16 protein-coding genes and 2 pseudogenes are annotated in these 18,823 nt (G+C 60.1%); 15 read left to right on the top strand and 3 right to left on the bottom strand.

Annotated features, from left to right (window positions below; all coding sequences use genetic code 11):
• The first annotated feature begins 68 nt into the window (after window positions 1–68).
• Window positions 69–1,109: an IS110 family transposase gene (locus tag JO965_RS29610; RefSeq protein WP_203445482.1), complete on the top strand. Its 1,041-nt coding sequence runs from the start codon at window positions 69–71 to the stop codon at window positions 1,107–1,109.
• A 268-nt stretch (window positions 1,110–1,377) separates the two neighbouring features.
• Window positions 1,378–1,851, top strand: a pseudogene (locus JO965_RS29615) (transposase); the annotation flags it as partial.
• A gap of 105 nt (window positions 1,852–1,956) precedes the next feature.
• Here the strand turns inward: JO965_RS29615 and JO965_RS29620 are convergent.
• Both JO965_RS29620 and JO965_RS29625 read right to left on the bottom strand, forming a co-directional pair.
• Window positions 1,957–2,778 (bottom strand): IclR family transcriptional regulator, encoded by an 822-nt coding sequence (locus JO965_RS29620; RefSeq protein ID WP_203444491.1) that lies wholly within the window; start codon window positions 2,776–2,778, stop codon window positions 1,957–1,959.
• A 176-nt stretch (window positions 2,779–2,954) separates the two neighbouring features.
• Window positions 2,955–3,761, bottom strand: a complete 807-nt coding sequence (locus JO965_RS29625; RefSeq protein ID WP_203444492.1) for an ABC transporter substrate-binding protein — start codon at window positions 3,759–3,761, stop codon at window positions 2,955–2,957.
• A gap of 661 nt (window positions 3,762–4,422) precedes the next feature.
• Between JO965_RS29625 and JO965_RS29630 the strand changes: the two genes are divergently transcribed.
• The 6 genes from JO965_RS29630 to JO965_RS29655 all read left to right on the top strand — a co-directional run bounded on the left by JO965_RS29630 (window position 4,423) and on the right by JO965_RS29655 (window position 10,508).
• The gene (locus JO965_RS29630) at window positions 4,423–5,754 is read left to right on the top strand and encodes an aldehyde dehydrogenase family protein (RefSeq protein ID WP_371826904.1); all 1,332 of its coding nucleotides are present in this window, start codon (window positions 4,423–4,425) and stop codon (window positions 5,752–5,754) included.
• A 59-nt stretch (window positions 5,755–5,813) separates the two neighbouring features.
• On the top strand, window positions 5,814–7,133 hold the full coding sequence (locus JO965_RS29635) for an aspartate aminotransferase family protein (protein WP_203444494.1): 1,320 nt from the start codon (window positions 5,814–5,816) through the stop codon (window positions 7,131–7,133).
• A gap of 81 nt (window positions 7,134–7,214) precedes the next feature.
• On the top strand, window positions 7,215–8,366 hold the full coding sequence (locus tag JO965_RS29640) for an FAD-binding oxidoreductase (protein ID WP_203444495.1): 1,152 nt from the start codon (window positions 7,215–7,217) through the stop codon (window positions 8,364–8,366).
• An 83-nt stretch (window positions 8,367–8,449) separates the two neighbouring features.
• A complete protein-coding gene (locus JO965_RS29645) occupies window positions 8,450–9,211 on the top strand; it encodes an amino acid ABC transporter ATP-binding protein (RefSeq protein ID WP_305846601.1) in 762 nt (253 codons plus the stop codon).
• Window positions 9,211–9,852 carry an amino acid ABC transporter permease gene (locus JO965_RS29650; protein ID WP_203444496.1) on the top strand — a complete coding sequence of 214 codons (642 nt, stop codon included), beginning with the start codon at window positions 9,211–9,213 and terminating at the stop codon, window positions 9,850–9,852. The genes JO965_RS29645 and JO965_RS29650 overlap by 1 nt, the downstream gene beginning before the upstream one ends.
• Window positions 9,849–10,508: an amino acid ABC transporter permease gene (locus tag JO965_RS29655; RefSeq protein ID WP_203444497.1), complete on the top strand. Its 660-nt coding sequence runs from the start codon at window positions 9,849–9,851 to the stop codon at window positions 10,506–10,508. Before JO965_RS29650 ends, JO965_RS29655 begins: the two co-directional genes overlap by 4 nt.
• An 813-nt stretch (window positions 10,509–11,321) precedes the next feature.
• On the opposite strand, the gene JO965_RS29660 is transcribed toward JO965_RS29655, so the two are convergent.
• Window positions 11,322–12,083 (bottom strand): IclR family transcriptional regulator C-terminal domain-containing protein, encoded by a 762-nt coding sequence (locus tag JO965_RS29660; RefSeq protein ID WP_203444498.1) that lies wholly within the window; start codon window positions 12,081–12,083, stop codon window positions 11,322–11,324.
• A 133-nt stretch (window positions 12,084–12,216) separates the two neighbouring features.
• On the opposite strand from JO965_RS29660, the gene JO965_RS29665 reads away from it, so the two are divergent.
• The 7 genes and pseudogenes from JO965_RS29665 to JO965_RS48285 form a co-directional block, all read left to right on the top strand.
• On the top strand, window positions 12,217–12,939 hold the full coding sequence (locus tag JO965_RS29665; protein ID WP_203444499.1) for a 3-oxoacid CoA-transferase subunit A: 723 nt from the start codon (window positions 12,217–12,219) through the stop codon (window positions 12,937–12,939).
• A complete protein-coding gene (locus JO965_RS29670; RefSeq protein ID WP_203444500.1) occupies window positions 12,936–13,616 on the top strand; it encodes a 3-oxoacid CoA-transferase subunit B in 681 nt (226 codons plus the stop codon). Before JO965_RS29665 ends, JO965_RS29670 begins: the two co-directional genes overlap by 4 nt.
• Window positions 13,609–14,811, top strand: a complete 1,203-nt coding sequence (pcaF, locus tag JO965_RS29675) for a 3-oxoadipyl-CoA thiolase (RefSeq protein WP_203444501.1) — start codon at window positions 13,609–13,611, stop codon at window positions 14,809–14,811. Before JO965_RS29670 ends, pcaF begins: the two co-directional genes overlap by 8 nt.
• Window positions 14,812–14,834: 23 nt before the next feature.
• Window positions 14,835–15,584: an electron transfer flavoprotein subunit beta/FixA family protein gene (locus JO965_RS29680; protein ID WP_203444502.1), complete on the top strand. Its 750-nt coding sequence runs from the start codon at window positions 14,835–14,837 to the stop codon at window positions 15,582–15,584.
• A 15-nt stretch (window positions 15,585–15,599) separates the two neighbouring features.
• Complete coding sequence (locus tag JO965_RS29685) at window positions 15,600–16,556, top strand: electron transfer flavoprotein subunit alpha/FixB family protein (protein WP_203444503.1); 957 nt, start codon at window positions 15,600–15,602, stop codon at window positions 16,554–16,556.
• Between the two features lie 19 nt (window positions 16,557–16,575).
• Window positions 16,576–18,240: an electron transfer flavoprotein-ubiquinone oxidoreductase gene (locus JO965_RS29690; protein ID WP_203444504.1), complete on the top strand. Its 1,665-nt coding sequence runs from the start codon at window positions 16,576–16,578 to the stop codon at window positions 18,238–18,240.
• 173 nt (window positions 18,241–18,413) lie between these two features.
• Window positions 18,414–18,668: pseudogene (locus JO965_RS48285) on the top strand (putative PEP-binding protein); the annotation flags it as partial.
• Window positions 18,669–18,823 lie beyond the last annotated feature (155 nt).

Genomic DNA, 18,823 nt, shown 5'->3' on the forward strand with positions numbered 1-18,823 from the left:
ATGGCATGGACCACGCCCGCTCCCGGCAGCACCCTGCAGACACGGGCTGGGCAAGTGGAGCAGAAACCATGTCACAGACCATTGCTACCATCGGCATCGACCTGGGCAAGCACACCTTCCACCTCATCGGATTTGATCCGCGTGGCGCCATCGTTCTGCGCCAGAAGCGGTCAAGGACCCAATTGGAGCAGACCTTGGCCAACTGCCCACCCTGCCTGATCGGCATGGAGGCCTGCTCAGGAGCGCACCATCTCGGACGGCGGTTGGCGCAATGGGGGCATGACGTCCGGCTCCTGCCGGCTCAGTACGTCAAACCCTTTCTCAAGGGCCACAAAAACGATTATCGTGATGCCGAGGCGATTGCTGAAGCAGTGCAGCGCCCCACCATGCGGTTTGTGCCGCTCAAGAGCCCCGAGCAGCTCGACCTGCAGGCGCTGCACCGGGTGCGCAGCCGTCTCGTGACCCAGCAAACCGCCATCATCAACCAGATCCGCGGCTTCCTGCTTGAGCGTGGTGTCCCGGTCCGGCAGGGCGTCGCACCCTTGCGAGCGGCCCTTCCCGAGATCCTGGCGACCCGATGCGATGTTCTTTCCCCCCGAATGGTGCGGCTGATCGAGGACCTCATCGGAGACTGGCGCAGCCTCGATGATCGGATTGCCGCAATCACGACAGACATTACCCGGCTGGTCAAAGAGGACGAGCACTGTCAGCGGCTTGTCAGCGCTCCGGGTGTCGGACCGCTGATCGCCAGCGCCATGGTCGCGGCAATCGGAACCGGTGAAGCCTTTGCCAAAGGGCGCGATTTTGCGGCCTGGCTCGGCCTCGTACCCAAGCAGCTTTCCACGGGGAACCGTACCATTCTCGGGGGCATCACCAAACGCGGCAATCGTTACCTGCGGACCCTGTTCATCCAAGGGGCCGGAGCCGTGCTGCTGAAGCAGCAGAGCTGGTCGCGGCACGGGTTCGGTGAGTGGCTTGAAGCAGCCACGAAACGTCTGCATCGGAATGTGCTGGTGGTAGCTCTGGCCGCCAAGCTGGCGCGGATTGCCTGGAGCCTGCTGGTTCATCGTCGTCGCTTCGCCCCCGGCTTGGTCGCAGAGGCAGCCTAAGAAGCAGCAGCTTCTCTGAAATGAGACGTCCCCCCACGGTTTGCGAGACGGAAGAGAGATGAATGGATGAACGGCCCTGCCGGCACTTCTGAAGCCTGATTGTCACCCACGGCCGCTTGAGGCCGGTGAGTTATTGAGGACAGGAGTGCGCGGATCTCCATGATGGCTCGGAGCACCAGCTCCATAGAGAAGCCGAATAGATTGGCGCAGACCACTTCATCCAAATGTCAAATTCCGGCTTGCAACGCGGGCGTGGTCCATAGATCGGTGCAAGGTCAGCATCGCCACTCCGGTGACACAGCCCAAGGGCGGTCAGTTCGTGCTGCATGCCCGGGCCTTGCACGGCAATCCGTATGACGGTCACACGCTCGCGGCTGCGGTGGCCGATGTGGCGACGATGACCGGGGTTGAGGTCAAACGCACCCATGTCGACAAGGGCTATCGCGGACACAATCACCCGAACCGCTTTCAGGTCTGGATCTCAGGCCAGGTGCGCCGGACCACGGCCGCTCTCAAGCGCGAAATGAAGCGGCGGGCCGCGATCGAGCCGGTGATTGGGCATCTGAAAGCCGAGCACAGGATGGGCCGCAATTATCTGAAGGGCCGTGAGGGCGACCGCATCAATGCCGTGCTGGCGGCGGTCGGGTACAACTTCTCACTCCTGCTGCGGTGGCTGGCAGCACTTTTGTGTGCCCTTGTCCTGGTGCTGGTTGGATCCGGTCCATCGCCTCGACGGGCGTGAGTCACGCCACCAGACAATTCTTCACGGACGACGCATGCGGCAGGCACTCCGCCGCATCATTCCGTATCGTGCTATCAAAAGATCACCTCGCGGCCGAGAGCTGCATCAACCACTATGGATGTTTTCCAGGCTGCCGATGCTGAGATCATGCAGGCCCGCGCCTCTGATCTGCAAGAGTTTGGCAAGTCGCTGTGCTGTGTCTCCGATGGCCTCGCAATGGGCTTCGAAGTTATTCTCGATGACCTGCCGATATGGGCCGGTCAGTCCGACCGCATAGATGACGGGCGTGCGCGGGAGGTGAACCGGAAACGCGATGGTGCCCAGCCCTGAAACGTGCTCAGCGAGATCCAAAGCATAGCCGCGCTTGCGGACGGCCTCTAGTTCCTCGGTCAATGTTTGTGGATCTGTCTTCGTGTGTTCGGTGAACTGGTCGAGCTGCTGGGAAAAAATGGGCTTGAGTATTTCTGGGGTCTGGAAGGCCATGATGGCTTTGCCGGTGGCCGTGGCATGGATGGGCATGGCTACACCTGGCATCACATAGGTTCGCACCGGCGTATCGGGAGCCGCGCAGGTGACGGAGCGGACCTCCTTGCCGTCGAACTTCGAGATGAAGGCTGACTGGCCAGTCCTGTCAGCCAGAAGCTGGAGCGGCCTTTGCGCCAGCGTGACGAGCCAGCCCGTATCGGGTGAGGTGTGGAGCAGCTTCAATATTCGCTCCCCCAGCTTGAACGTGCGATTGCGACCGTTCTGCGTTGCGATCATCCCGCTGTTGATGAGAACGTTCAACAAACGGTTTACCGTGGTTTTCGGTAGATCAAGGACCATTTCCAGTTCAGCCGCAGTCAGGCCCTCTGCAAACGGAGCAACAGCCTCCATTATGGCAATGTATCTCTCGAGGGGGCTATCTTTAGGAACAAAGCTGTTCATTCTACAATCTACAATGCGGGATGTGAAATGCGGTCGATCTTCTGCCTCTCTCTGTTTTCACCATGATGGTCAAGTTTGGCAAGGCCAAACTTTAGGTCACCTTTCGGCGTCGGGAATCTCCGAAATACGTCGGGAACGGCTGCGTCCAAAGCGCAGCCGTTCCCGCAGATTCCTGCTCAGTATTCTTTGTTTTCGCCAACATCTGCTGCCGAAGTCGGCAAGCCATAAGCGGTCAAGACCTTAGCGATAACGCCGTTCTTGCGGTATGCGTCGAGTGACGCGTTCATAGCTTCGGAGAAGGACTTGTTGTCACGCGACATCAGGAAGGCCGTCTGGGTGGCCAGGGTCGTGGCTTTCACGCGTGGGTCGGGCTGGAATAGCTTGATCTGGATTTTCTGGCCCTTGTTGAGATCGACGGCGGCGCCGAACCCTTCGACGCCAGCGTCGATCCGGCCCGCTTGTACGTCCTGGGCAAGGTTCAGGGAAGAGGGATAGGTCTTAGTGTCGTAGAGCTTTTCGAGATCTCGCACCCAGGAATAGCCTTCGACAGTACCGACTTTCTTGCCCTTGAGGGCATCCACTGTGTCGTAGCCTTCCTTAGATACAACCGCCACTTGGTCAAGGTAAACAGCATTACTCAGAGCGACAACCTTCGCGCGGGCCGCTGTGCGGTAGAAGCCACCTATCCCGGCGTCGGCGCGGCCCGACTGCACAGCGGAAACCGCCGCCGGGTAGCTGAAGACTTCGTACTCGACCTTTAGGCAGTTTTCGTTCGCGAAGGTTTGCAGAATATCGCCGTCAATGCCTGACACACCCTCCTTCTCGAGCGAGTAGGGTGGTGTATTGGTCAGGGCGACGGTCAGCGTGCCGGTCTTTACCGTTTTAAAGCTGTGCTTCGGGGTGCACTCCTGCGCGGCAACGCCGTGGGCGGCGAAGGCAGTGGACAGTACTGCAAGCGATACCAAGGTTTTGAATTTCATCATTTTTCCGCCTCTGGATGGGATGTCTGGTTGGTAGATTGGTTGCAAAATACAAGAGGTTGTTCGGATCCGATATCCGAACTGCTGGTCTGGCCTTGTCGGCAGGTGCCGGAGGAGGCACATGGCCCCTTGTCAGCGCTGTCACTGTACCGTTTTTCGGTACTTATCTTTATAATCGGGACTCTGGGGCGGAACATTCCGGTTAGTCAAGAGGCTGAAACTGCCAATATGTGTCCGGTACCCTTGTCTGGGGCGCTTCTCCACGACGTCTCATCTAAGACATCCTACCGACGCTGCGGCGTGCTGCACCTGCGCACAGCGGAGGCTCGGTGATCCAGGACACTCCGACGCGGCTGCCACGTGTGCTGCGAAAACCAGCACCCACTTGACATCAATGCTGATTTAGAACCACATTGTGGTAACAATCCCAATAATCGGAACCAAAGACATGGCTCAGCCGCTCCCGCGCGTTACTTATTCGAACATTGGTGTCGATTTCTCACCCGTTCATGATTTCCTTGACACCCTCATTCCGGATTTCGAGGCCAAGATCCTTGCCCAGACTTGGAGCACACCGTTTGCGACCGGTCCCGCACGACAGGTCCAGAGCCCAATCGACCCATCGATTTCCCTAGGGACATTCCCGGATTCAACGACCGAGGATGTGAAGGCTGCTATCGCCTCGGCACGTGCGGGTGCAAAGATCTGGAATGCTTCCTCGCTGAACGAACGCCTCGACTTCGCCACCCGTTGGAAGGCTGCTCTTGCCGAAGATAAATATCGTCTTGGCCTAGCTGCTCTCTACGAGGTGGCGAAATCCCGCCTCGAGGCCATTGGTGAAGCTGAGGAGGCCGTGGATTTTCTCGACTATTATCCGTCCGAACTGCGGAGCAACAACGGATTTGTGCGGGAGATGAACCAGCTTGTGGAGCATGAAACGGCCACTAGCGTTCTGCGCCCCTACGGCGTGTTTGCCGTCGTCGCACCTTTTAACTTCCCGATCGCCCTGTCGATCAACATGATCACTGGCGCATTACTCGGCGGTAACGCCGTTGTCTTCAAGCCCTCGCCGGACTGCCAGCTCACCGGCCTCTTGATCGCGGAAACGCTGCGCAAGGCTGGACTACCGGAAGGTGTCTTCAACATCGTTCTCGGCGGTGCCGAAGTCGGCCACGCTCTGACTACGGACAAGAGCATTGATGGTGTTGCCTTCACCGGCTCACACAAGACGGGCATGGGCATTTTCCGCCACATGGCTGTCCAGCCTTGGATGAAGCCGGTGATCGTCGAAATGGGTGGAAAAAACCCGGCCTATGTCACCGCGAACGCGGATCTTGATCGCGCGGCTCAGGGCGTCGTGCGCTCCGCCTTTGGCCTTCAGGGGCAGAAGTGTTCCGCATGCTCGGTAGTCTATGTCGACAATGCGGTGAAGGACGATTTTATCGAACGTTGTGTTGCCTTTGCACAAACCCTTTCCATTGGCGATCCCCGCGAGCGCACGACATTCATGGGCCCTCTTTACGGACCGGCGAGTGTCGAGCGGTTTGACGCCTCAGTGGCCCAATCCCGGTCGGAAGGTACCGTGCATTTCGGCGGCAACCATTTGGAAGACAAACCTACGAACTATGTTGTACCGGCTATCGTGGAGATGAAGGGTCCGTGCAGTCTCACGCGCGATGAACTGTTCATGCCCTTTGTCGTCATCCGGGGCGTCGACGATCTTAAATCCGGTCTCGCTGAAGGAAACGACGTCGCTTACGGCCTATGTGCCGGTATTTTCACGCGCAACGAGGAGGAACTGCGCTTCTTCCTTGATAACGCTCAGGCCGGCGTTCTCTATGCCAACCGCGCTAGCGGCGCCACCACCGGTGCCTGGCCGGGCGGACAGCCGTTCTGTGGTTGGAAGGGTACTGGCGTCAGCGGAAAAGGTGGGCTCGGCGCTTATTACCTGCCCCAGTTTATGCGCGAGCAAAGCCAAACCATCATGACGAAGTGAACGCTTGGCACGAGGTCGCTGTGACCTCGTGCCGCCCGCTCTCCTAGGAACTCGCTATCATGTCCACCTACCCCGCTTCCTGCCCTCGCTCCGAAGAACTCTATTCGCGCGCCCGCAAGGTCATGCCCGGCGGCAACACCCGCACCACCGTCTTCATGGACCCGTTTCCAATCTATGCCGAGCGCGGCGAAGGATGCCGGATGTGGGATGTGGACGGAAACGTGTACTACGACTGCATCAACAACTTCACCGCCATGATCCATGGCTATGCCCAGCCCGAAGCCATCGCAGCCGTGCAGGACCAGCTTCCGCACGGCACGGCATTCGGAGCGCCGACGCAAAGTGAGATCGAACTGGCCGAGCTGCTGGTGGAACGGCTGCCGTCCGTGGAGCAGATTCGCTTCGCTAACTCCGGAACGGAAGGCGTGATGATGGCGATCAAGGCTGCTCGCGCTTTCACTAACCGCCCCAAGATAGTCAAGATCGAAGGCGCCTATCATGGCTCCTATGATTTCGCCGAGGTTAGCCTCGACAGCTCCCCGGAGAACTGGAGCGACATGCCGGCATCGATCGCTTATGCGAAAGGAACGCCGCAGGGCGTGCTGTTCGATGTCGTTGTCGTGCCCTTCAATGATATCGAAGCGCTCAAGGCCGTATTCAGCGTTCATGGAAGCGATATTGCCGGCATCTTGATCGATCCCATGCCGAACCGTGCTGGCCTAATTCCTGCCCGCCGTGATTATCTGGAAGCGCTCGTGGAGACCGCCCACGCCGCGGGCGCACTCGTCATCTTCGATGAGGTGATCTCCTTCCGCCTTGGCTACGCTGGCGCCCAGGGCCTGTGGAACATCGCACCGGACCTGACCGTGCTTGGCAAGATCATCGGCGGCGGCTTCCCTGTTGGCGCCATCGCTGGACGCGCCGAGATCATGGCCGTATTCGATCCGACGCGCGGCAAACCCGCCCTTCCGCACGGCGGTACGTTCACGGCGAACCCGATCACGATGCGAGCTGGCTTGGCGGCGATGCAGGCTCTGACGGCGGACGCCTTCACCCACCTAGACCATCTCGGTGCGATGGTGCGGGGCGGCACCAACGACGCATTCGAGCGCCACGGTCTCGCTGGCCGCTGCGTGGGGCTCGGATCGCTGTTCAAAATCCACTTCACCGGCAACAATATCGTGGACTACCGGTCGGTCTATCCCTCCGCCGCCGAACGCCAAAAGCTAAATCTCCTGCACCGGGGCCTGCTCGATCGTGGGGTACTCTCCGCAAGCTACGGCCTTTTTGCCCTCTCGACTCCCATGACCGATGCGGATGCATCGGCCATCCTCACTGCCATTGACGACACACTGAAACAGATTGCGTCTTTGTCGTGACGGATCGCACTTTTCGAGGCCTTGCGGGATGGAGTTGGGCTTCACCCCCCTTACCGCTCGTGCGAAATACAAGGAATCAAAATGACCACCTCACCCCATGTCGTCGTGATCGGAGCCGGAACGCTCGGGATGTGCACGGCGATCAACCTTGTCCAGCAGGGCGCGCGTGTGACCGTCATCGATGCGAACGCCATCGCTTCCGGATCCAGCGGTCGGTCGGTCGGCGTAGTCGGGACGCAGTTCACTGATCCATTCGAGATCCTGCTGCGTGTTCATGCAATGCGCCAGTTCGACAGCTTCGAAAGCGCCGGCCTGCGCTTCAACCGGATCGGGTATCTGCGTCTCGCTCGCACCGAGGCCCAGATGGCCTTATTCCACGAATCCGTGAAGATGCAGGCCGAGGCGGGATTCCGCTCTCGGGTATATCAGCAGGACGAGTTAACGACGTTAGTGCCACACATGGATCCGACTGGTCTGGCCGGCGCCATCTTCGGCCCTGACAACGGATTTATCGATCCGCACGAGCTCTGCATGCTGCTAGCTGAAAAGGTGCGGGAAGCGGGCGGTTCCGTGCGCCAATTCTGTAAAGTGGAAAGTGCGACCCGAAAGGCAGGTGGTTACCGACTGGAGACCAGCAAAGGACCAGTCGATTGCGACATGGTGGTCAACGCAGCCGGCGCTTGGGCTCCGCAGGTCGCGGCGATCTTCGGCCAGACCCTTCATATTCACCCGGAGCGTCACGAAGCGGTGACGATCCTGCTTGATCGCCCACTCGACTACACCATGCCCATGGTGATGGATCTCGTGAACGGCGAGGGCACCGGCCTCAATTTCCGGCACGAAAAGCCCAGTGAACTTATCGCCGAAGTGCATAAGGTGTCCTCGCCCCTGCCGGAGAACCCCGACTTCTATAACGAGCAATGCGAGGAGGAATCGAAGGTTCTTTTGGCCGAACTGCTGCTAGAGCGGGTCCCCGACCTACCGGGCGCTCGGCTCGGTCGAGGCTGGGCAGGTCTTTATCCCATGACCCACGACCATCGCCCCTTCGTCGGACCGGTCGACAGCTCGGAGCCGACGCTGATCACAGCCGCCGGAGCCTGTGGATACGGCATTCAGCTCGCGCCGGTGATCGGTCAGGTGGCGGCGGACTGGGCCCTCCATGGCGCGCCAATCTCGGTGCCCGAGAGCGAGCGCCTCGCGCCGACCGCAGACCGCAATGTGCCTTTGGTCTGACCGAAACATTCGCTTGGGCGAGAAGGAACCGGCAGCACGTCGGTCATAAGAACAGCCGCGATGTCGGCATTAGGCGAAAGAACATGCAGGAAGCTGATTTTATTGTCCGCCTTAAGGACATCAACGTGCAATATGGATCCTACCATGCTGTCAAGAACGTCACGTTGGATATCGCCAGGGGCGAGGTCGTGGCGATCGTTGGGCCGAGTGGAGCAGGTAAGAGTACGTTCCTACGCACGATCAACATGCTCGAACAGCCTTCCTCCGGAATTCTCCAAGTTGGAAGCTTCCGCTTCGCCCTAGACCACGCGCTCACCGGCGAGCAGCTGCTGAAGCTACGACGGTCAACAGGCATGGTGTTCCAGTCGTTCAACCTCTTCCCGCACATGACCGTGCGGAAGAACATCTCGCTCCCCCAGATGCGTGTCCTGGGACGTTCGCAGGCGGAAGCCGATGCGCGGACAGCCCAGCTCCTCGAACGTGTGCACCTTTCCGATAAGGCGGATTCTTATCCTGCCCGGCTGTCCGGCGGACAGCAGCAGCGCATCGCCATCGCCAGAGCATTGGCGCTCGATCCAGACGTGATGCTATTTGACGAGCCGACTTCCGCACTCGATCCGGAACTGGGACTTGAGGTGCTGGCGGTGATGCGCGAGTTAGCCGATGAGGGGATGACGATGATCGTCGTAACCCATGAAATCGCCTTTGCGGCCGAAGTGGCCGACCGAATCATCGTCATGGCCGACGGCGAGGTCATCGAGCAGGGCGTTCCCGCGGAGGTCATCCGCAATCCCACCTCATCCCGCACCAAGAAATTCTTCCGGGCCGTTGTGGAACGCCACTGATGATGGAGCTTCTTCTTAACCTGCTCAAGGGACTTCCAGCAACCGTCGGGTTGACGATCGGGGCGTTCGCGATCGGAACCGTTCTCGGCATTCCGCTGGTTCTGATGCGGCGCTCCTCGTCGCGGCTACTGCGCTGGTCAGCCCGCATCTACATCGATATCGCCCGAGGCATTCCTCCTGTTGTCTGGCTATTCATCATTTTCTTCGGCCTAGGAACAGAGTTCATCCGCCTTACATCCCTCCAGGCAGCGGTCATCGGCCTCGGCCTAGTTTCCTCTGCATATCTGGCGGAAATCTATCGCGGCGGCTTCATGTCATTGCCGCGCGGACAGGAGGAAGCGGCGGTTGCCTTGGGGATGCCCCGTCTCGACGTACTACGTTTCGTATCTGCGCCCCAGGTCTTGCGTGTTACAATCCCGCCGATGGCAACCTTCTTCGTCAGCCTGCTGAAAGACGGCACCGTCGCCTCCACGATCGGCGTACGCGACATCATGATGTTCACCTCCCAAGCAGCGCAAGCGTCCTCCGGCGGCTTCGCACCATTTCTTATGGCGGCCACGCTCTACATCGTGATGTCGATCCCGGTGGCATTCTTTTCGCGTGTCATGGATGAGAAGTTGCGTCGGAGGATATCGAAATGACGGAGACCTTCGCGAATTGGACCGAGTGGGCCCCGCAGCTCTTTGTCGGCCTTACCGTCAGTTTGCAATTGACTGGCCTTGCGCTTCTTTTCGGGCTGCCGTTGGGACTAGTGTTGGCGCTTCTGTCCATGTCAAAGCTGCGCGCAAGCCGCTACACCGCTATCCTTATTGTCGAGATCGGTCGTGGCGCACCCGCGCTGGTGGTGCTGCAGATGGTCTACTATGGGCTGCCCTCAGTGGGCATTAGTACCGGCGCCTTCACCGCCGCCGCTGTCGCGCTCGCACTGACGACAGGAGCTTACACGAGTGAGATCCTGCGTGCAGGCCTCAACGCCGTTCCGGCACGCGAGATTGAAGCTGGAATGGCACTTGGCATGACGCGTGCAGATGTTTCCCGATTTGTGGTCATTCCGCAGGGGGTGCTGTTTGCCGTGCCGTCACTGATGGGCTTCGCAATTCTAATCTTTCAGGCAACCGCACTGGCCTTTACAATTTCGGTTCCTGAGCTGTTAGCCCGCGCCTATCGCATTGGTGCAGACACCTACCTCTATCTCGATGTGCTCTTGCTCGTTGGACTCTTCTACCTAGCGGTCACCATCCCCTGCGGCTGGCTCGTCGAATGGACAGAACGGCGGCTAGGAAAGCATCTCGGCTGACTTCACTTAACTGGTCTATTGCGGGGAATGTCTGCACGCCGATGAGGCACGCAATCGCAACATTCTGGACAAAGTGGTTTACGAGGTGCGGGGGGATTTATTCGACGAGAGCTAAATCACGAACCTTGAAAGTCTGCATATCGCAAAGGCGCTGGAATATGATGGGTTCTCTATGGGCTATGTTTGAAGCGTGGAAAGAGCTTAGGCGCAATAACACGCTTGACTTTACAGGCTCAGCCCTAGGCCTCGGAATTTGCTTTGAACTTAACCCTGACCTAGTGCCTGCGCAGCTTCGTACGAAGTCTTGAATGGTCAGTTTGATATGCCTCAGCGCTGTTGCATCTATGGTACTGACCCACGATACCTCTCAGCCACTCTGCTCTTGTGGAGAACACTTCATCCCGAGGCGCAAAGGTGAGTTGCAGGCTAGCCCAAGCAGCCTGAACTACGCTTTGCATAGTTGGAGAAACTGATCTGTAACACGGTCTACGATTCCGTTTCATTCGTCCATCATCTCCAAGGGCCTTTATAGATCGAGGATGTGCATACGGAACTATCGCACCCAACCAATGGTCATTGGACGACTTCAATTCTACCTAATTTATGCTTTTCCCAATTTGGAAGTTCGCGCAGTGCCGATGAACAGAGTATGGATATTGATGAAGGAGCGCAGAGCCACGAGCCCGTCGACGGGTAGAAACCAAGCGCAGTGTTGAGGTCAAAACGAACGAATGCGGATGGCATAAGACCTGAGCCAACTCGGACTACGACATCGCCAATTATTTCCCAGGAAGCCGTTTGGCCGGACGAGTCTCATCGCAACGCACGTCTCACCTCGTTCTGAACGCGCAACAAGGCAGGTAGATACCGAAGTGCAAGGCCATTGCTGGTGTGGTTTAATGCTGGGATACCAAGATTTAACGCCGCTACCACTTTGCCGCGCGCGTTGAGAAGCGGAACTGCAATGGAGCACAGGCCTAGCTCAACCTCTTGATTGATTACGGCGAAGCCTTGGGTGCGGACGCATGTCAACTCAAGCATCAGAGCCTCTGGGTCGGTGATTGTGTGAGGCGTGCGGGCAGGAAGATTAGTGCGAGTCACAATCGTTCTTGCCTCGCTTTCGGCCATAGCGGCTAACAACACGCGGCCCATTGACGTGCAGTAGGCAGGCAGGCGCGAGCCAGCCATGAGGCTGATTGACATCACCTTCTTCTGTGCGGCGCGAGCTACATAGACGATTTCGTCCCCATCCAAGATTGAGGCTGAGGAGCTCTCCCCGAGTTCCGCCGACAAACGGTCGAGCCAAGGCTGCACAATTTGCGGAAGAGGCATAGTGGCAAGGCACGCGGTTCCAAGTCGCAGAACACGCGCGGTTAGCGTGAAAAACTTTCCGTCGTAGTCGGCATAGCCCGCCTGCGCGAGCGTCAGGAGACAGCGTCGCGACGTTGCCCGATCAACGCCTGAGCTTGCGGCAACCTCGGAGATGGTTTGGCGTGGGCGGTCGGCGGTGAATGTTTCGATCACCTGAAGGCCTTTTGCCAAGCCTCCCATCGTGTCGCGTTTGTGGACGGTCATGACAATCCTTTTGTGCGATATCGCAACAAATACTGCATAGCGCACAAAATACTTTGTCGTCGACTCGCGTCATGTTTATTTCTGCATTGCGCCGGGGGCTGATCTCGTCCTCTGGCAGAGAGGAACCCTTCCGATGGACAAGACAATCGGAGATCTCGCCGATGCAGTGGCGAGGATTGGTGATGATGCAACAGTGATGATCGGTGGTTTCGGCGGCGCAGGCTCGCCGATTGAACTGATCCACGCGCTGATTGATCGCTTCCGCGCGACCGGTTGCCCGAAGAATTTGACGATCGTGAACAACAACGCAGGCAATGGCCATGTTGGTCTCGCCGCACTTATCGAACACGGAATGGTGCGGAAGTTGATCTGCTCGTTTCCGCGCTCGTCCGACCCGCGCGTCTTTACAGAGAAATATCTGGCGGGTGAGATCGAACTCGAATTGGTGCCGCAAGGCACGCTTGCGGAGCGCATCCGCGCCGGCGGGGCCGGCATCCCCGCCTTCTACACGCCTACAGCCTTTGGAACTGACCTAGCCAAGGGCAAGGCGATCACGGAATTCGATGGCCGTCCTTACGTGCAGGAAAATTGGCTGAAGGCCGATTTTGGGCTGGTCAAAGCCCACGTTGGAGATCGCCACGGCAATCTGACCTACAGCAAGGCTGCGCGGAACTTTAATCCGTTGATGTGCATGGCAGCTGCGACAACGATCGTGCAGGTTAGCCACATCGTGGAGCCCGGCGACATTGATCCCGAGCACGTCGTCACCCCTGGCATCTTCGTGCAGGGTCTCGTTGAGGTGTCCAACCCGCAGCAGGAAGAAGTCCTAAATCGCGCCGGAGCGCACTATCCATGACCATCAAGCTTTCCAATGCGCAGATCGCTTGGCGCGCCGCACAGGACATCGCGGACGGCGCCTATGTTAACCTCGGCATCGGTTTCCCCGAGATGGTTGCTCAGTACCAGCCTCCCGGGCGACAAGCGATCTTTCATACGGAGAACGGCATCCTGAACTTCGGCGAGGCTCCGGCGGAAGGGAAAGAGGACTGGGATCTGATCAACGCCGGCAAGAAGGCTGTCACGATGAACCCCGGTGCTGCTTTCTTCCATCATGCTGACAGTTTTGCCATGGTGCGCGGCGGTCACTTGGATGTAGCGATACTTGGCGCCTATCAGGTGGCCGAGAATGGAGATCTTGCGAACTGGAGCACTGGGCCCAGAGGCGTTCCAGCTGTTGGGGGAGCGATGGACCTCGTTCACGGGGCGAAGCGCGTGGCCGTCATCACGGATCATGTGACGAAGGATGGCCAGCCGAAGCTCGTGAAATGCTGCACCCTTCCTCTGACTGGTGTCGGCTGCGTCACCCGCGTCTATACCAGCTTGGCGGTCTTGGACATCAAGGACGGGCACTTCATTCTGCGCGAGAAGTTGCCCACACTTTCTTTTGAGGTGCTCCAAACCCAGACTGGCGCCGAGCTTTTCAGCGACGGCCCGGTGGTCGACCTGATCGTTCCGGAGTTGTCGAATGACTGAGGTTTATATCTGCGACTTTATCCGTACCCCCATTGGCCGCTTCGGCGGTGCGCTCTCGTCAGTGCGTGCCGATGACCTCGGAGCCGCTCCTTTACGTACACTGATGATGCGCAATCAGAGCGTGGAATGGGACGCCGTCGATGACGTGATTTTCGGCTGCGCAAACCAGGCGGGCGAGGACAATCGGAATATCGCTCGTATGTCGACCCTAGTGGCGGGGCTTCCGGCGGGCGTGCCAGGCACGACGATCAACCGGCTGTGCGGATCCGGAATGGATGCAGTGATCACGGCCGCGCGGGCCATCAAGGCTGGCGAGGCCAGCCTGATGATCGCAGGCGGTGTAGAAAGCATGTCACGGGCGCCGTTTGTTATGCCCAAGGCCGAAGCTGCCTTTTCACGACATGCTGAGATCCACGACACGACTATCGGCTGGCGTTCTGTGAATCCGTTGATGAAGCAGCAATACGGCGTGGATTCCATGCCAGAGACCGGCGAGAACGTGGCCGAGGAGTTCCGCATAAGCCGTGAGGATCAGGATGCGTTTGCACTGCGGTCTCAGGTCAAGGCGGCAGCGGCGCAAGAGAGCGGGCGGTTTGCGCGAGAAATCACCTCCGTGACCATTCCCAGCCGCAAGGGTGAACCGGTTATAGTTGATCGTGATGAACACCCTCGCGCGACAACGCTGGAGGCATTGGCAAAACTGCCCACGCCCTTCCGTAAGGGAGGAACGGTGACAGCCGGCAATGCTTCCGGCATTAACGACGGTGCGGCGGCGTTGATCCTCGCCTCAGACAAGGCGGCGGCAAAACACGGCTTGAACCCAATCGCCCGCATCCTCGGTGGAGCTACAGCCGGTGTTCCGCCGCGGATCATGGGTATCGGCCCAGCGCCGGCCTCGAAAAAGTTGATGGCCCGGCTTGGGTTCACGACGGCGGATTTCGATGTCATTGAATTGAATGAGGCCTTTGCCAGCCAAGGTCTCGCCACCTTGCGCGACCTTGATATCGCGGACGCCGACCCACGAGTGAATCCCAACGGTGGCGCTATCGCGCTCGGGCACCCTCTTGGCATGTCCGGTGCACGCATCAGCGGGACAGCGGCGTTGGAACTGGCGAGCAAGAGAGGCAAGCGGGCCCTTGCTACCATGTGTATTGGTGTAGGGCAGGGCATCGCAATTGCACTGGAGCGGGTGTGAGCTGCTCTTAGGAGGATAGACGAATGAAGCTTCTTGTGTGTGTGAAGCGGGTTGTGGACTACAACGTGAAGATCCGGGTGAAGCCGGACGGCTCCGGCGTGGAGCTTGCCAACATCAAGATGTCCATGAACCCCTTCGACGAGATCGCCGTCGAGGAGGCCGTGCGTCTCAAGGAGCAGGGCAAGGCCACCGAGATCGTCGCCGTCTCCATCGGCCCGCAACAGGCCGGCGAGACCATCCGCACCGCGCTCGCCATGGGCGCTGACCGTGGCATCCTGGTCAAGACCGACGCTGCCGTGGAGCCGCTGGCCGTCGCCAAGATCCTGGCCAAGGTGGTCGAGCAGGAAAAGCCCGATCTCGTCATCATGGGCAAGCAGGCCATCGACGACGATTCCAACCAGACCGGCCAGATGCTCGCAGCTCTCCTCGGCTGGCCGCAGGGTACGTTTGCGTTCAAGGTCAATGTGGGCGAGGGCTCCATCGACGTCACGCGCGAGGTCGACGGCGGCCTGCAGACCGTGGGCCTGAAGCTGCCCGCCATCGTCACCACGGACCTGCGGCTCAACGAGCCGCGCTATGCGTCGCTGCCCAACATCATGAAGGCCAAGAAGAAGCCGCTCGACGAGACGAGCCCTGAGATGCTCGGCGTCGACGTCAGCCCCCGCCTGAAGGTCCTCAAGACCGCCGAGCCGGGTGGCCGCAAGGCCGGAGTGAAGGTCGGCTCGGTGGCTGAACTGGTTTCGAAGCTCAAAGTCGAAGCCGGTGTGCTCTAAGGGAGAAGACCAACAATGACCACCTTGCTGTTTGCCGAGCACGACAACGCTCACCTGAAGGACGCCACCCACAAGGCGCTTTCCGCCGCCAAGGCCCTTGGCGGCCCGGTCCATGTGCTGGTCGCCGGCTCCAACGCCCGCGCCGCCGCCGAGGCCGCGTCCAAGCTCGCCGGCGTGGAGAAGGTGCTGCTGGCCGACGCCGCTCCTTACGAGCACCAGCTCGCCGAGCCGACCGCGGCGCTGATCGTCTCGCTGGCCGGCTCCTACGATGCCCTGGTGGCGCCCGCCACCAGCAAGGGCAAGAACATCATGCCGCGCGTGGCGGCGCTCCTCGACGTGATGCAGGTGTCGGACATCACCAAGGTGGTGGCGCCCGACACCTTCGAGCGCCCGATCTATGCTGGCAACGCCATCCAGACCGTGCAGGCCACCGACGCCAAGAAGGTGATCACCGTGCGCACCGCCGCCTTCCCGGCAGCCGCTGAGGGCGGCTCTGCCGCCATCGAGACGGTGAACGCGGCAGAGGATTCGGGTCTGTCGACCTTCAAGGGCGAGGAGATCGCCCAGAACGACCGGCCGGAGCTGACCTCGGCCCGGATCATCATCTCCGGCGGCCGCTCGCTCGGCTCAGCCGACGCCTTCAAGCAGTACATCGAGCCAATCGCCGACAAGCTGGGGGCCGCCATGGGCGCAAGCCGTGCGGCCGTCGATGCGGGCTATGCGCCCAACGACTGGCAGGTAGGCCAGACCGGCAAGGTGGTGGCGCCCGACCTCTACATCGCGGTGGGCATTTCAGGCGCCATTCAGCACCTGGCCGGTATGAAGGACTCCAAGGTGATCGTGGCGATCAACAAGGATGAGGAGGCCCCGATCTTCCAGGTGGCCGATTACGGCCTCGTCGGCGACCTCTTCCAGATCCTCCCGGAACTAAAGGAGGAGTTGACCAAGGCCGCACCCGGGCAGGCGGCTTAAGGCTGGGCGGAGAACACTCATGTCCGATCTGCCCGCCCGTGAATCGATGGAATTCGACGTCGTTGTCGTGGGCGCGGGGCCGGCCGGGCTGGCGACGGCCATTCGGCTTAAGCAGCAGGCGGCCGAGGCGGGCTCGGACATCTCCGTGGTGGTGGTCGAAAAGGGCTCCGAGGTCGGCGCGCATATCCTGTCCGGTGCCGTGATCGACCCGATCGGCCTCAACGGCCTCCTGCCGGACTGGCGCTCCGATCCGGACCGGCCCCTCAAGACGGAGGTCACGGCCGACGAGTTCATGTATCTCGGCCATGCCGGCGGCGTGAAGCTGCCCAACGTGTTCATGCCCAAGCTCATGAACAACCACGGCAACTACATCGGCTCGCTCGGCAATGTCGCCCGCTATCTCGGCCGCAAGGCTGAAGAAGTCGGCGTCGAGATCTACCCGGGCTTCCCGGCGGCGGAAGTGCTGGTCGAGGACGGCACGGTGGTGGGCATCGCCACCGGTGACATGGGCATCAGCCGCAATGGCGAGCCGAACGCCAACTTCACCCGCGGCATGGAGCTGCGCGCCAAATATACGATTTTCGGCGAAGGCGCCCGCGGCTCGCTGACCAAGCAGATGGTCGAGCGCTTCGGCCTCAATGCCGGCCGGGATCACCAGAAATACGGCATCGGCATCAAGGAGCTGTGGCAGGTCAAGCCGGAGAAGTTTCGGCCTGGCCTGGTGCGCCATTCCATGGGCTGGCCGCTGCCCAACAATGCCGGCGGCGGCTCCTGGCTCTACCATTTCGACGACAATCTGGTGTCGGTCGGCTTCGTGGTGCATCTCAACTACAAGAACCCGACCCTGTCGCCCTTCGACGAATTCCAGCGCTTCAAGACGCACCCGATGGTGCGCGAGGTGTTCGAGGGCGCAAAGCGCATTGGCTATGGCGCGCGCGCCATCATGGAGGGCGGCTGGCAGTCGGTGCCGCGCCTGAGCTTCCCGGGCGGCTGCCTCGTGGGCGACTCGGCGGGCTTCGTCAACGTGCCGCGCATCAAGGGCAGCCACAATGCCATCCTGTCGGGCATGCTCTGCGCCGACCACGTGTTCGCGGCCCTGCAGGCGGGCAGGGCGCATGACGAGGTCGCGTCCTACGAGGAATCCTGGCGCTCCTCGCCCATCGGCTACGACCTCAAGCGCGTGCGCAACGTGAAGCCGCTCTGGTCCAAATACGGCACCACGGCCGGCGTGGCGCTCGGCGGCCTCGACATGTGGCTCACCGAGATCTTCGGCTGGTCGCCCTTCGGCACTATGAGCCACGGCAAGCCCGACCACGAGTGCCTGCTGCCGCTCTCCCAGGTGAAGCCGATCAAGTACGACAAGCCCGACGGGGTGCTCACCTTCGACAAGCTGTCCTCGGTGTTCCTATCCAATACCAACCACGAGGAGGATCAGCCGGTCCATCTCAAGGTCAAGGACATGAGCCTGCAGAAGGGCTCGGAGCACGATGTCTTTGGCGGGCCTTCGCAGCGCTACTGTCCGGCAGGCGTCTATGAATGGGTCGAGGGCGAGGGTGGGGTGCGCTACCAGATCAACGCCCAGAACTGCGTCCACTGCAAAACCTGTGACATCAAGGACCCGAACCAGAACATCAACTGGGTGACGCCCGAGGGCGGCGGTGGGCCGAACTACGTCAATATGTGAGAACCAAAACAATGTCTGATCGGAACTGTGTCTATACCTTCGAGGACGGTAAGGCCGAGGGCCAGGCGGGGATGAAGAACCTGCTGGGCGGCAAGGGGGCCAATCTGGCCGAGATGTCCAACTTAGGCCTGCCCGTGCCTCCGGGCTTCACCATCACGACGGAAGTCTGCATGGCGGCCGACCCGTTCGTCACCATCGGTCAGGAAGGGGTAGGCGAGCTGGTGAAGCTCGCAGTGGAGCGCGGCAAGAAAACGAGGCCGAACATAAAGCTCAGAATCTGCGGCGAACATGGCGGCGATCCGGCGTCGATCCACTTCTGCGAAGCGACGGGTCTCGATTACGTGTCCTGCTCGCCCTACCGCGTGCCGATCGCGCGCCTTGCGGCCGCCCAGGCGGCGCTCGGGGCCAAAGCCGCGAGCCAGGCATAGATACACGGCCTCTCTTAATTGGTACCACGCGCTTTCTGTCCACCTCCTGGCCAGTAAGATGCACTTACGCCAAGTTGGTCCGCCACTGAATCTCACATTCAAGGGAGTTTAGAGTCACGGCAGGTGTTGGGCTGTGTGGCGCGTCAAGAGCAAGG

Origin of the sequence: Microvirga sp. VF16 (assembly GCF_016864375.1) — a bacterium.
In the GTDB taxonomy this organism is placed as follows: Bacteria; Pseudomonadota; Alphaproteobacteria; order Rhizobiales; family Beijerinckiaceae; genus Microvirga.

Excerpts from the sequence above, each read along its gene's own strand:
- JO965_RS29640 (WP_203444495.1), top strand. The coding sequence starts at position 7,215 with ATGACCACCTCACCCCATGTCGTCGTGATCGGAGCCGGAACGCTCGGG.
- JO965_RS29670 (WP_203444500.1), top strand. The coding sequence starts at position 12,936 with ATGACCATCAAGCTTTCCAATGCGCAGATCGCTTGGCGCGCCGCACAG.
- JO965_RS29625 (WP_203444492.1), bottom strand. The coding sequence starts at position 3,761 with ATGATGAAATTCAAAACCTTGGTATCGCTTGCAGTACTGTCCACTGCC.
- JO965_RS29635 (WP_203444494.1), top strand. The coding sequence starts at position 5,814 with ATGTCCACCTACCCCGCTTCCTGCCCTCGCTCCGAAGAACTCTATTCG.
- JO965_RS29660 (WP_203444498.1), bottom strand. The coding sequence starts at position 12,083 with ATGACCGTCCACAAACGCGACACGATGGGAGGCTTGGCAAAAGGCCTT.
- JO965_RS29680 (WP_203444502.1), top strand. The coding sequence starts at position 14,835 with ATGAAGCTTCTTGTGTGTGTGAAGCGGGTTGTGGACTACAACGTGAAG.
- JO965_RS29665 (WP_203444499.1), top strand. The coding sequence starts at position 12,217 with ATGGACAAGACAATCGGAGATCTCGCCGATGCAGTGGCGAGGATTGGT.
- JO965_RS29610 (WP_203445482.1), top strand. The coding sequence starts at position 69 with ATGTCACAGACCATTGCTACCATCGGCATCGACCTGGGCAAGCACACC.
- JO965_RS29655 (WP_203444497.1), top strand. The coding sequence starts at position 9,849 with ATGACGGAGACCTTCGCGAATTGGACCGAGTGGGCCCCGCAGCTCTTT.
- JO965_RS29685 (WP_203444503.1), top strand. The coding sequence starts at position 15,600 with ATGACCACCTTGCTGTTTGCCGAGCACGACAACGCTCACCTGAAGGAC.
- JO965_RS29690 (WP_203444504.1), top strand. The coding sequence starts at position 16,576 with ATGTCCGATCTGCCCGCCCGTGAATCGATGGAATTCGACGTCGTTGTC.
- JO965_RS29620 (WP_203444491.1), bottom strand. The coding sequence starts at position 2,778 with ATGAACAGCTTTGTTCCTAAAGATAGCCCCCTCGAGAGATACATTGCC.
- JO965_RS29650 (WP_203444496.1), top strand. The coding sequence starts at position 9,211 with ATGATGGAGCTTCTTCTTAACCTGCTCAAGGGACTTCCAGCAACCGTC.
- JO965_RS29645 (WP_305846601.1), top strand. The coding sequence starts at position 8,450 with ATGCAGGAAGCTGATTTTATTGTCCGCCTTAAGGACATCAACGTGCAA.
- pcaF (WP_203444501.1), top strand. The coding sequence starts at position 13,609 with ATGACTGAGGTTTATATCTGCGACTTTATCCGTACCCCCATTGGCCGC.